This window comes from Vibrio sp. S/42/10, from assembly GCF_029890535.1.
Lineage (GTDB): Bacteria > Pseudomonadota > Gammaproteobacteria > Enterobacterales > Vibrionaceae > Vibrio > Vibrio cyclitrophicus.
Genome location: NZ_JAKMZC010000018.1, coordinates 60,355 through 73,584, shown reverse-complemented (window position 1 = coordinate 73,584; position 13,230 = coordinate 60,355). Strand labels below are relative to the sequence as shown.

Annotated in this window: 9 protein-coding genes; 8 read left to right on the top strand and 1 reads right to left on the bottom strand. The window is 44.6% G+C overall.

Features of this window, described 5'->3' with window-relative positions; genetic code table 11:
* The first annotated feature begins 246 nt into the window (after positions 1-246).
* From L8S15_RS17950 to L8S15_RS17920, 7 genes are all read left to right on the top strand, one after another.
* Positions 247-1,359, top strand: coding sequence for an NADH:flavin oxidoreductase (locus L8S15_RS17950; RefSeq protein ID WP_022571036.1), 1,113 nt, complete (start codon positions 247-249; stop codon positions 1,357-1,359).
* A 408-nt stretch (positions 1,360-1,767) separates the two neighbouring features.
* Positions 1,768-2,415: a CatB-related O-acetyltransferase gene (locus tag L8S15_RS17945; protein WP_016785339.1), complete on the top strand. Its 648-nt coding sequence runs from the start codon at positions 1,768-1,770 to the stop codon at positions 2,413-2,415.
* Between the two features lie 157 nt (positions 2,416-2,572).
* Positions 2,573-3,037 (top strand): hypothetical protein, encoded by a 465-nt coding sequence (locus tag L8S15_RS17940; protein ID WP_010430346.1) that lies wholly within the window; start codon positions 2,573-2,575, stop codon positions 3,035-3,037.
* Positions 3,038-3,136: 99 nt separating this feature from the next.
* The gene (locus L8S15_RS17935) at positions 3,137-4,579 is read left to right on the top strand and encodes a TolC family protein (RefSeq protein ID WP_016768149.1); all 1,443 of its coding nucleotides are present in this window, start codon (positions 3,137-3,139) and stop codon (positions 4,577-4,579) included.
* 11 nt (positions 4,580-4,590) lie between these two features.
* Positions 4,591-6,330, top strand: a complete 1,740-nt coding sequence (locus tag L8S15_RS17930) for an efflux RND transporter periplasmic adaptor subunit (RefSeq protein ID WP_280574505.1) — start codon at positions 4,591-4,593, stop codon at positions 6,328-6,330.
* Positions 6,327-9,470 (top strand): efflux RND transporter permease subunit, encoded by a 3,144-nt coding sequence (locus L8S15_RS17925; protein ID WP_280574502.1) that lies wholly within the window; start codon positions 6,327-6,329, stop codon positions 9,468-9,470. The genes L8S15_RS17930 and L8S15_RS17925 overlap by 4 nt, the downstream gene beginning before the upstream one ends.
* A gap of 107 nt (positions 9,471-9,577) precedes the next feature.
* Positions 9,578-10,183, top strand: a complete 606-nt coding sequence (locus L8S15_RS17920) for a hypothetical protein (protein ID WP_016768147.1) — start codon at positions 9,578-9,580, stop codon at positions 10,181-10,183.
* A gap of 107 nt (positions 10,184-10,290) precedes the next feature.
* Here the strand turns inward: L8S15_RS17920 and L8S15_RS17915 are convergent, their stop codons facing one another.
* Complete coding sequence (locus L8S15_RS17915; RefSeq protein WP_280574501.1) at positions 10,291-10,548, bottom strand: hypothetical protein; 258 nt, start codon at positions 10,546-10,548, stop codon at positions 10,291-10,293.
* A gap of 299 nt (positions 10,549-10,847) precedes the next feature.
* Between L8S15_RS17915 and L8S15_RS17910 the strand changes: the two genes are divergently transcribed.
* A complete protein-coding gene (locus L8S15_RS17910) occupies positions 10,848-13,133 on the top strand; it encodes a glycoside hydrolase family 9 protein (protein WP_280574500.1) in 2,286 nt (761 codons plus the stop codon).
* The last annotated feature ends 97 nt before the right edge of the window (positions 13,134-13,230 follow it).

The window sequence follows — 13,230 nt, the reverse complement described above, 5'->3', positions numbered from 1 at the left end:
GAACCATTGACTTAGTCCAGATTAAATTGAACAAAGTCGCTTATTAAAGTTGAGCGACTTTCTTTTATTACCATTTCTCCAATCTTTTTTATCTCTTTTTGATGCTTTCTATACCTCTCTCATATAAGAGTGGCGCTCTCTTAATCTAGATTAAGTTTTACCTGCCATATTCTCTGTACTATCCGCTTGAATCAGTGCCCATGCTTAATGGGTAACTTGCGTAATACGATTTTGAGAGGAAGACACTTGAGCACTTTGTTTACAGAAACCCACATTGGCAAGATGACACTAAAGAATCGCTTCATGAGAAGTGCAACGTGGGAAAATATGGCCACCGAGGATGGGCATATGACAGATAAACTGTACGCTATCTACGAAGAGTTGGCTCAAGGTGAAGTCGGCCTGATCGTGACGGGTTACGCGAACATCGTTGAAGAAGAAAAGCCTAATGCGGGCATGATGGGGATGTATAACGACTCATTCATTGCAGAGTATCAGAAACTGACTCAACTGGTGCACGACAACGACTCTAACATAGTAATGCAATTGGCTTATGGTGGCACCAAAACCACGCATGATCTTGGCGAACGAGTGATCTACGCACCAAGCGAGGTTCCGGAAAAAGGAACTCAAACACTAGGCAAAGCGATGACCAAAGACGAGATCGACTACATTGTTGATGCCTTTGCTCAAGCGTCTTTGAGAGCACAAAAATCAGGCTTTGATGGCGTTGAGATTCATGCTGCACACACCTACCTGATTAACCAGTTCTTAAGCCCTTATTACAACCAACGTGAAGATGAATACGGCGGTAGCTTAGAAAATCGTATGAGATTCTTGCTTGAGATCTACACATCGACTCGTAAGTTGGTAGGTGATGACTTTCCTATCTTAGTTAAGCTTACAGCTTCTGAGTTTTTCGAGGGCGGAGTGACGTTTGATGAAACTCGATCGGTGTGTAAGAAGCTTGAAGAAATTGGTGTTGATGGCATCGTGGTGTCAGGCAACATCCATGGTAAAGCCGACACCATGATTGGCGAATATCACGATGGATTCACTATTCAAGCTGAAGGTTATTTTCACGAATATGGTCATGCTATCAGCCAAGACGTTAATATTCCGGTGATCACTGTGGGTGGATTGACAGATTTCGATGCGATTGAAGCCATCGCTAATAACACGGGTATTGAATACTTCGCGCTTTCAAGACCTCTGCTATCAGAGCCTCATTTAGTTAAGCGTTGGAAGGAAGGGGATAGAAGTCCTGTTGAATGTGAGCGATGCTCTAAGTGTCGTACTAAGCGCGGCAACTTTTGCGTGGTGAATAAAGACAGAAAAGTACAGCTCGCTCGCATGTAATCGCTGATCCTAGACCCAAGCGTAAGCCTAAATTAATAAGCGAGTCTAAGTTTGAGTTTGTGTTAATTACAGGCTCAAACTTGTATTCTAAAAACGATATTTGAAACCTTATTAATCACATTCTTGTGTCAAATGAGTGTGCATTAACGGATACAATACACCTGTAAATTATCTAACCAAGTTATCGATAACCAACTGAGCAAACTTTGAAATTACTTCCTCTCTTAAAGCAACCTCGAATCCACTGACACCTTTTTAGTTTTAGCGGCATTACGATCATTTCAACTGTGACTACACTATTGATGTATCAGGGCACCCATTGCTACTACGTCAGCGAAGCTGTGCACGTTGAATCTGTATGGTCGAGTATATTGATATTTAACTAATAAAGATTAATCAGAGGTAAAAATGCAAAACAAGCATTGGTCCAAATTCGAGTTGCTGCATGAAATCGTAACCAACCCCAATATTCACGTAAAAGGTCAACACAGTTATTACAGTGATTGTTGGGATAATGGCTTCGAACAATCGGTAGTACGCTATTTACATGGTGACGAAGTCAGCCGCCAGTGGGAGCCTCGATGGGAAATCGACGAACTCTATATTGGTGACTATGTTTGCATTGGCGCAGAAGTTGTCATTCTCATGGGCGGAAATCATACTCACAGAGTGGATTGGTTTTCACTGTATCCGTTTATGGACGTGATTGAAGACGCGTATATCGGCAAGGGTGACACTCATATTGAAGATGGTGTTTGGCTAGGCATGCGAGCCATGATAATGCCAGGAGTAACGATTGGTGAAGGCGCTGTGGTTGCTGCAAATAGTGTTGTGACAAAAGACGTCGCTCCCTACTGCATTGTCGGTGGCTCTCCTGCGAAAGTGGTTAAATACCGTTTCGACGAGTCTGTTATTGAAGAACTGATTTCGATGAAAATATACGACTGGCCTGAAGATAAGTTTGAATTATTGAGGAAGCACTTAAGTGGTTCTGATCTACAGGCACTCAAAAATTCGCTAGTTGAGTATGATGCGCAAACCCCGGTAAACGATTAATTGAACTTAGTATTAGGAACACTCAGTTGCTTGTTGAGTGTTCTTTTTGTCCATCTATTCAGCAACTACCATCAATTTCATCACATCTGTGTACTTCATCATTGACCTTACCCTAAGGGTAACCTTTATAGTTACCTTGAAAACCTAAAGGTAAGCTATGACAAACACATTCCGAAAAACTTGGATTATTGTTTTCAGCATCATTGCGATGTTGATGTCTAGCTATGCCTCAAGCTCCTCAGCCTTGATGACTGAAGTAATGATGATGGAAATGGGGTCGAGCAAATCGGCTTGTTACCACAGCGGTACTTCGGTTAATGATTCAATGGCAGGGTGTCATGTGATGAGTGAAAAAGTACACGCTGAAGACTCTAACATGAGTGCCCATGCTTTGATGGCTCAATACGATATGTCTTCAATGAGCGAAGACGGCAGTTCGATGATGGGTAACCATTGTTCGAGTGCCGATTGCTGTGCCTCAATGTGTTCTGCAAGTCCCTATCCAATTCAGGCTGTTCAAGCCGTTGATCAACTTTCCTTTTCATTAGCTCGTTTTCAATCGGTCACGATTGGCCAGAAAGTCGCACGTGCTCAATCTTTGTTACGCCCGCCCACTGCATAAATCTATATCTAAAAATACAGCTCTATCAGTTAGCTAAATCTGATAAGTCATTCTTTTTTATGCGCTAATTAGCGCTAGATATGGACATTCATTGTGAATATGAAACCAACAACCTCTGTGTTTGTCATGAACACGAGCTTAGTGGTTGCTGCTGCCTTGCCTATGGCCTTGTTTTCAAGTGCTACGCTCGCGGCTACCACTGCGTCAGCTTCAAATGCTCAAGATATTTCAGCACATGACCAAGCAAGTTCGACGCAGCAACTCAATACACTGATTGAGATTGCTTTAAGCGAAGATGGAAATCGCAAACAGTACTTTGCTCAGTCTCAAGCGATGCGAGAAACGGGCATTGCCAACGCGACCTTAATGGACCCGAAATTAAAAGTTGGATTTGGCGGTTTGCCTGTCGATAGCTTTCAATTCGACGAAGACCCGATGACTAATATATCGGTAGGGTTGATGCAGCAGTTTGAGCGTGGCGATACGCTTAACCTCCAACAGAAAAAGGCAGGCCAACAGGCTGATGCTTTAGCTTTGCAGGTGCAAGCAAGAGAATTGACGGTTGCGAATAGCATGACGCAGCTTTGGCTTGAATTGGGTTACCAGAAAGTCGCAGAAGGTGTTATGCGTGAAAATCGTCGTTTGTTGCTTGAGCTTGAAAATTATGTACAAACCAATTACTCGATTGGTAAAAGTGAAGCACAAGATCTGCTTAATGCTCAGCTTCAAGTGAGCAAGCTTGATGAGAAACTTCAGGCAAACCAACAGGTTCAACGACGTTTAATCTCTCAGCTTTCTGAATGGTTGGGTTCTGATTGGCTAGGCTCTCAGGTTCTTGATTCTCAGGGCACATTGAATGCAACTAACCAAATCGATTGGTCATTGTTAGAAAGCAAATTAGCGACCAATACCGATTCAACCAAGCACTACCAGCTACTGACTGACCATCCTTTGGTTAAGATCTCCGATGTCAGTATTTCCTCCAATCAAACTCAGGTTGAGTTAGCCGAGCAAGCTTATACCCCGCAGTTTGGGGTAGAAGTGATGTATGCGTACCGCCAAGCCAATAACATGGCGGGTGAACCTGCTTCTGATTTGGTGAGTGCTTATCTGACAGTCGACATTCCGCTGTTTACGGGGAATCGACAAGATAAAAACTTATCGGCTGCTCAGTATCAAGTTGGTGCGGCTAAATCTCAAAAAGACACCTTACTTTCCCAAATGAACGCGCAAGTGAACGCATTGCTGGTGGACAGATCAAATCTTATCCAGCGATTAGATCGCTATCAAACGTCCTTGCTTCCTCAAACCGCAGCCCGAATCAGCGCGGTTGAAAGGGGTTATCAAAACAATACCGCTCAGTTTAACGATGTCATTTTAACAACGACCGATGAGCTGGCGCTTAAGTTAGAGCAACAACGTTTGATCACCGATCTCAATATCGTTAACAGCAAACTGGCGGCGTTAATCAGTGGTTTTGAATACCAAGTAAACCAACCACAACTCAACTCAAGCGCAACTAAACACACAGCCAATCAATAAGGGAATAGACAATGAATACAGTAAAAGTAGCAACAATCGCTTTATTGGTCGGTGGTGCATTGGGGTTTGGTGTGAATCACTTTGTCGTTGGGTCAGCACATAACATGTCAGCAATGGCAACAAGTACAGACGCCGAAGTAAGTAAACAAACCAAGGATGAGCCTCTGTACTGGGTGGCTCCGATGGACCCAAATTATCAGCGAGACAAACCGGGGCAGTCACCAATGGGGATGGATTTAATTCCTGTTTATGCGGATGACTCAAGTGCGGGACCAGACAAGGCGGGAACTGTGTTTATCGACCCGTCGGTAGAAAATAATCTTGGTGTCAAAACAGCAACAGTTAACTTTGAAGCGTTGTCTCCTCGGATTGAAACCGTGGGTTATGTGGCGTTTGATGAAAGTACATTGTGGCAAACCAACGTAAGAGCAGCTGGCTGGGTTGAGAAGCTCTATATCAACGCAGTGGGTGAGAAGGTAAACAAAGGTGATGTGCTTTTCACACTCTATTCTCCAGAGCTTGTTAAAGCACAAGAAGAGTTGATCAGTGCTTATAAAACGGGTCGTAAAGGTTTGATCAAGGGCTCGACTGAACGCTTGATTACCTTGGGTGTTGATAAGACGCAAATCCGCGCTATTACGCGACAAGGCAAAGCTTCGCAAACCATTAAAATTAAAGCGCCAGCCGATGGTGTCATTGCAAGTCTGAATATTCGAGAAGGTGGTTACCTTTCACCAGAACAAGCGGTGATCAGTGCAGGCCCACTAGGGGAAGTATGGGTTGATGCCGAAGTGTTTGAGCGCCAAGCGCACTGGATCTCATCAGTCAGCAATGCGGTGATGACTCTAGATGCGATTCCCGGCAAAGAGTGGTTAGGTAATGTCGATTACGTTTACCCAATCCTTGACCCAAAAACTCGAACTTTGCGCGTTCGTTTGAAGTTCTCCAATCCCCACGGCGAGCTAAAGCCAAATATGTTTGCCAATATTGCGCTGAAACCCATTAGTGATGAAGCCGTTCTTACTATCCCAAGATCTTCGGTGATTCACTCCGGTGGTATGACTCGAGTGGTAATGTCAGAAGGTTCTGGAAAGTATCGTTCTGCTCGTATTGAGGTTGGTCGTGAAGCTGGCGAAAAAATAGAGGTGCTTCAAGGGCTGGAGCAAGGCAAAAACATTGTCACTTCTGCGCACTTCATGTTGGATTCTGAATCTAGCCAATCAGCTGATCTGTCGCGCATCAATGGTGTTGAGGAAGATGCTGAAACTGTATGGGCAAACGGTGAAATTTCCGATGTTATGCAAGGCAGTCGCATGGTGACGATTAACCATCAGCCTGTTCCAGAATGGGATTGGCCGGGCATGGTGATGAACTTCACCTTTGCGGAAGGCTTGGACATGAGTGACGTGCAGCGTGGTAAGGCAATTGATTTTGAGATGAGAAAGACAGAGTCAGGGCAGTACGAGGTTGTTGATTACAAGGTCAACAAACACAAGATCGCTGGCGAAGTTTGGGTAACAGGTGACATCACTATGTTGATGGCAGATTTTGGCATGATCACCGTAAATCACAAGCCAGTGCCTGACTGGAATTGGAAGGCGGGTGAAATGAACTTCCAAGTAAGTGATGACCTTGATTTATCCGAGTTTACCGAGGGTCAAAGCATTCGGTTTCTAGTGGCGAAGCAAGGTTCTGATTATGTGCTCAAATCTCTTGAACCGACGAATAGCACGGGTGAGGGCGAACTATGATCAATGCAATCATTCGTTGGTCCATCAGTAACCGATTCTTGGTTCTGGTTGCCACGGTCGCCATCGTATTTGGCGGCTTATACAGCGTTAAAAATACGCCCGTCGATGCTATCCCAGATCTTTCTGATGTCCAGGTGATCATCAAAACCAGCTATCCGGGGCAAGCGCCTCAAGTAGTCGAAGATCAGGTGACCTATCCGCTCACAACGGCGATGTTAGCCGTTCCGGGTGCAGAAACGGTTCGTGGCTACTCGTTCTTTGGTGATTCCTATGTCTATATCATCTTCAATGACGATACCGATATGTACTGGGCGCGTTCACGAGTGTTGGAGTACTTAAGCCAAGTTGCACCTAACTTGCCATCGAGTGCGAAGCCAACACTAGGACCAGATGCAACTGGTGTAGGCTGGGTTTACAGCTATGTACTGCAAGACAAAACCGGTAAGCACGACTTAGCAGAGCTTCGTAGTCTGCAAGATTGGTTCTTGAAATACGAGCTGCAAACCGTAGAAGGCGTGTCTGAAGTGGCGACCGTTGGCGGCATGGTGAAGCAGTACCAAGTACAGATTGATCCTGCCAAGTTACGTGCTTACGACCTAACGCTTCAGCAAGTCAACAAGGCAATCCAAGATGGTAATCAAGAAACCGGTGCGTCAGTGGTTGAGATTGCGGAAGCCGAGCACATGGTTCGTACAACCGGCTACCTCACAAGCATCGAAGACATTCAATCTCTGCCGTTGAAAGTGACCGACAAAGGTACTTCGCTGCTATTAGGTGACATTGCTGACATCAACCTTGGACCACAAATGCGTCGTGGTATCTCTGAGCTGAATGGTGAAGGTGAAGCCGTTGGCGGCGTAATCGTGATGCGCTTTGGTGAAAATGCCAGTGAAGTGATCGACTCGGTTAAATCCAAACTCGCTGAACTGCAAGCGGGCTTACCTGATGGTGTCGAGATTGTCGCGACTTATGACCGTTCGACTTTGATTGATTCAGCCGTTGAAAACCTTTGGAAGAAGCTGGCTGAAGAGTTCATCGTGGTTGCCGTCGTGTGTGCGCTGTTCTTGTTCCATATCCGCTCATCACTGGTTATCGCGCTAAGTTTGCCTGTCGGTATCTTAGGCGCATTCATCGTTATGCATTGGCAGGGTATTAACGCCAACATTATGTCTCTTGGCGGGATCGCGATTGCGATTGGCGCCATGGTGGATGGTGCCATAGTGATGATTGAGAACGTTCATAAACACATTGAACGGACTCCGCTCACTGACAAAAACCGTTGGCAAGTGATTGGTAAGGCAGCAGAAGAAGTTGGCGCGCCGCTGTTCTTCTCTCTGATTATCATTACCTTGAGCTTTGTGCCTGTGTTCGCGCTAGAAGGGCAAGAAGGCAAGATGTTCTCGCCACTTGCGTTTACCAAGACGTATGCGATGGCTGCAGCAGCCGGTTTGGCAATCACGCTGGTGCCTGTGTTAATGGGCTACTTTATTCGTGGCAACGTGTTACCTGAAAACAAGAATCCAGTTAACCGCAGTTTAGTGGCGATGTACAAGCCGCTTCTAAACCTCAGCTTAAAATATCCAAAGGTGATGATTGTTATCGCACTTGGCTTAATGGCGTCTGCCTATTACCCAACCAGCAAGCTTGGTAGTGAGTTCATTCCTCCTTTGGACGAAGGGGATTTGATGTACATGCCAACCACGTATCCGGGTATCTCAATAGGTAAGGCTCGTGAGTTGTTGCAACAAACCAACAAGCTCATCAAAAACATTCCAGAAGTCGAAACCACATGGGGCAAAATTGGTCGAGCAGAGACGGCAACCGATCCTGCACCGTTAACCATGATTGAAACCGTGATTCAGCTTAAACCGCGAGATGAGTGGCGTGACGGCGTCACTACGGAGTCGCTGCGTAAAGAGTTTGATGATCTGATTCAGTTCCCCGGTTTAACCAATGCTTGGGTTATGCCAATCAAAACCCGTATCGACATGTTAGCGACTGGTATTAAAACCCCCATTGGTATCAAAATCGCAGGCCCGGATCTGAGCGTGATTGAAGATATTGGTTCGCAACTTGAACCTATCTTGAATGGTGTCAGTGGTACGGCTTCTGTGTATGCCGAACGTGTGGCTGGTGGTCGTTATGTGACGATAGACATCAAACGTCGCTCGGCTGCGCGATATGGCTTGAGCATTAAAGAAGTGCAACAGGTTATTTCGACTGCGGTTGGTGGCATGAATGTGGGCGAAACCGTTGAGGGGCTAGAACGTTACCCAATCAATGTCCGCTATCCACAAAGCTATCGTGACTCTGTCGTTAAGTTGCAGAACCTGCCGTTAGTGACACCAAACGGTGCGCGAATTGCTCTCTCTGATGTTGCTGATATTCGTTATGAAGATGGCCCACCGATGATCAAAACGGAGAACGCACGCCCTAACGGTTGGGTGTTCGTGGACATTGATGGTCGTGATTTAGGTTCTTACGTGGCTGAAGCGCAAAAAGTCGTTGCCGAACAAGTTGTATTACCGGCGGGTTACTCGCTCGCTTGGTCTGGTCAATACGAATACATGGAGCGTGCGAAGGAGCGTTTGAGTGTCGTTGTGCCGATCACCATCGCCATCATCATGTTGTTGCTCTACCTAAGCTTCCGCCGCGTCGGTGAAGTGATGATGATCATGGCAACACTTCCTTTGGCTATGGTGGGCGGACTGTGGTTGATGCATTTCCTAAATTACAACTTCTCGATTGCGGTGGGTGTTGGCTTTATTGCACTTGCAGGCGTTGCGGTCGAGATAGGCGTGATCATGTTGGTTTATCTCAACCAAGCGTGGCACTACAAAAAGCTCGATGCAGAACAAAACCAACAAACGCTTCAACAAGCTGATCTAACCGATGCCATTAGAGAAGGCGCAGGACTGCGTGTGCGCCCTGTGATGATGACGGTTCTTACGGTGATCATCGGTCTCATTCCAATTATGTATGGCGAGGGTACTGGTTCGGAAGTGATGCAACGAATTGCCGCGCCGATGATAGGCGGAATGGCTTCTGCGCTGTTGCTTACCCTACTGGTGTTGCCTGCAATCTTTAAGCTCTGGAAACAGCGTGAGATTACGCACAGCCAAAGCGAGACAAACAAATAAAGTCTTGATTATTAGCACTTACTTGCCAAAACAAGCGTAGGTAAGGGTGCACCACATGAACATGTGAAACTAACAAATAAATAACTGAATTAATCTAAGGAACGATCATGAAAAAGACACTAATTGCTATAGCTCTAACACTGACTACAGCAACCGCGTTTGCTGCAATGGACCATTCAGCTGGTGACCAATCAAATATGGATCAATCAGGTATGGATCATTCGATGATGAAGAGCGGAGAAATGGATCATTCAAAAATGGATCACAGTATGATGACGAGTGGAAAGATGGACCATTCAAAGATGATGAATATGGATGGAATGATGGACATGGAAGGTATGTCAGAAGTTGGGATGCCAGCTCAAGGCGAGAAACCGGATAAAGTAGTTCATGTCCTACTGAGCGATGACATGAAAATCACCTTTAAGAACAAGGTCGATATTGAGCCGAACGACGTGGTGCAGTTCGTTGTGATGAACACAGGCAAGATTGATCATGAATTCTCGATTGGTTCTGCTTCAGAGCAATTAGAGCATCGTGAAATGATGAAAAATATGGGTAATCACGCTCATGATTTGGGAAGTACAGTCACAGTTAAGTCGGGCAAAGCGAAGCAGATGCTGTGGCATTTCCACGGTGATAATCAAGTCGAATTTGCCTGCAATATTCCAGGACATGCGGAAGCGGGCATGGCGAAGTCGATAACGCTTTAGGCATTATCTAATAGAGCTAGAAATAGCTGCTAGAAAAGTACTAAAACAGAAAGCTAAAAGATAAGTCTTAGCTCATCACGCTAGTTGAGACTTATCTTTCTTGGCCACTACTGTAATAGGATCGATGTTTCCAGTAAGTGGTGTGCTTCACCACTGAGGTGTGGTAGCTCTGACATGATCTTCTTAAGCTTGTCGTCGATCGATTCCACTTCATTCAAAGAACGAAACGCAAGCACGGCCTGTTCTGGTTCGCTGCTCACATAACCTTTCAACGTATTAAGCTGAATTTTGTTCGCATTTTCGACTTTTGACAGTGCGATATTGATTGCTTCTATGTTTATTGTTAACTCATTGCTTTTAAACATTTTTAATTATTTTTGGTTGTTGCTAATGCGCGCACATTAACACAACTGCTTTTTTGGATATTGACCAAGATTATTAAACCCGCACTTTTATGAAATCTGAGTTTAATTGAGAAGCACTAGCACAATATTGTTTTGGCTATCCATGCAATTGATTCATGAGCTTGTTCCTTAGTGTTAAACATCACAAGAAATCATAATATTTATTTTTACGAGTCCATTTTTTGCGAATGTTAACGCTCTATTATTGAATCTATTTCGCTAGTTTCTTTGGATATATGAAACATCTCTAAGGAATAATGATGCAAAAAGGAACGTTATCTCTCGCGATTATCATGATTTTATCTTCTGGAGCTATTCACGCAGAAGAGCAGATTAGAAATAGTCACTTTAAAGGCAATATGGATGGTTGGTGGAATGCTGGCGCCAACATAGCTACAGAAAGTAATGAAGCGTGTATTGATATTAAAAACCCAGGAAAAAATTCTTGGGATATCATTTTAGGCCATAGCGGTATTGGCTTAGAGCAAGGTCAGAAATATCAGGTATCGTTCGATGCATATGCGAATATTGATACTGAGATGAAAGCCTTGATCCAACATGAAGGGCCTCCTTATACGCATTATTTTCTAAGTGACGTGGGTATATCAACAGACAAGCAAAGCTATACGTTTGATTTTGTACACGAACTTGATAGTGACGCCGATACAGAATTCCAGTTTCAATTAGGCGCACAGAAGGAAGGTATCATCTGTGTAGACAATGTTTCTGTCGTAGGTAAGCCATTTGTAAAAGTGGCGACTAAGATGCCTATTCGAGCCAATCAAGTTGGCTTCTTACCTCAATCCGATAAATTTATCTTCGTTGAAAATACGTCGACGACACCTTTGAAATGGACATTAATATCTCATTCCGGGATCAGCCTTGATCTTGGTAAAACTGAAGTATTCGGCCTGAATAAAGCGTCGGGTGAGCACATTCACCGAGTTAATCTTTCAAACTATACAGACACAATGAAAGGCTTAACGATCGAAGTCGGCGATGATGTCAGTTATCCGTTCGATATTCGAAACGATGTTTATAGTAAGTTGAAGCTCGATGCTTTGTCTTACTTCTATCAAAATCGCAGCGGCATTGAAATAAAGCCAGAGTTTGTTCAACGTGAGGATCTTGCGAGGCCCGGGGGTCACATGTCCGATACTGCAACATGTTTTGATAACGTCGATAGTTGGGGAAATAAATGGCCTGGCTGCGATCTGACGATTGATGCGACCGGTGGCTGGTACGATGCAGGCGATCATGGTAAATATACGGTGAACAGTGGCATCTCAACATGGACACTCTTGAACCTATTTGAGCGAGGGAAGTTCTTAGAGAACAAATCACTTCCTTTTTCAGAGAGCAAAGTAAAAATCCCTGAAGCAACCAATGGCGTTAACCCGTTGTTGTCTGAAGCTCGCTGGAACATAGAGTTCATGTTAGCGATGCAAGTTGATTCTGACACGCCTATCGCCGTTCCTGTTGGTAATCAGTCTGCGAGTAAAAACCTCAAACTTACCGAAATTAACGCGAGAGGGTTGGCTTTTCACAAGATCGCGGATGAGTCTTGGACAGGCATGCCATTACCGCCACACAAAGATACTCAGAAACGCTATGTTGGTTATCCGACGACAGCGGCCTCATTGAATTTGGCCGCCATTGGTGCTCAGTGTGCACGTATTTGGAAAGATATCGACAGTGATTTCTCGCAGTTATGTTTGGATTCAGCGACCAAAGCGTGGAACGCCGCAAATCAACATCAAGATATCTATGCTTACGACAACTTCACGGGGTCAGGGCCGTATGATGATATCGAATTGAGTGATGAGCGATACTGGGCTGCGGCCGAGCTCTTTATCACAACCAATGATGAGGCTTATAAAGAGGTATTGGTTGATTCGCGACACTATCTTGAAGTGCCTAAAGGTAATATCAATGCCGATGGTGACATGTATTGGCAGTATATAGCGCCTGCGGGCACCGTGAGTTTAGCCGTGGTACCTAACTCATTGGACAACCAAGTTATTGAACAAGCACGTAAGAACATCATTAAAACGGCAGAATCTTATACTAAGCAAGTTGCCAATGAAGGCTACAACATCCCTTATACAGTCGAAGAGTATTCCTGGGGCTCAAACTCCAACCTTGTAAACCGAAGTATTTTTTTGATTTACGCTCACGATTTTTCTAATGATGTTCGATACATCAAAGCGGCGGCTAGTGCGATGGATTATATCCTCGGAGGTAACCCGATGAATATCTCTTATGTTACTGGTTATGGAACGAAACCTGCTGAGAATCCTCATCATCGATTCTGGGCTTACGCTGCTGATGAAAGTTCACCAAAACCAGCGCCGGGTGCGTTAATTGGAGGCCCAAATTCGGTAAGTTTTAGTGATCCTATTGCCGCTGTGATGAAAGGTAAGTGTGTTGGACAAACGTGTTACAGCGATAATATTGGAGCTTGGACGTTGAACGAGATAACCATCAACTGGAATGCGCCGCTAGTATGGGTTACTTCTGCTTTAGATGAAGGGCAGCTTGATTGAGGTAATCAATTAAATTAAGAATATTCAAAGAGTAATACCATTTGGTTTTGCTCTTTTTCAATACAAAGAATCACACAATGAAGTGCGTAGTTTTAAT

Coding starts and splice junctions, on each gene's coding strand:
- L8S15_RS17945 (WP_016785339.1), top strand. CDS start 1,768: ATGCAAAACAAGCATTGGTCCAAATTCGAGTTGCTGCATGAAATCGTA.
- L8S15_RS17940 (WP_010430346.1), top strand. CDS start 2,573: ATGACAAACACATTCCGAAAAACTTGGATTATTGTTTTCAGCATCATT.
- L8S15_RS17935 (WP_016768149.1), top strand. CDS start 3,137: ATGAAACCAACAACCTCTGTGTTTGTCATGAACACGAGCTTAGTGGTT.
- L8S15_RS17930 (WP_280574505.1), top strand. CDS start 4,591: ATGAATACAGTAAAAGTAGCAACAATCGCTTTATTGGTCGGTGGTGCA.
- L8S15_RS17925 (WP_280574502.1), top strand. CDS start 6,327: ATGATCAATGCAATCATTCGTTGGTCCATCAGTAACCGATTCTTGGTT.
- L8S15_RS17920 (WP_016768147.1), top strand. CDS start 9,578: ATGAAAAAGACACTAATTGCTATAGCTCTAACACTGACTACAGCAACC.
- L8S15_RS17915 (WP_280574501.1), bottom strand. CDS start 10,548: ATGTTTAAAAGCAATGAGTTAACAATAAACATAGAAGCAATCAATATC.
- L8S15_RS17910 (WP_280574500.1), top strand. CDS start 10,848: ATGCAAAAAGGAACGTTATCTCTCGCGATTATCATGATTTTATCTTCT.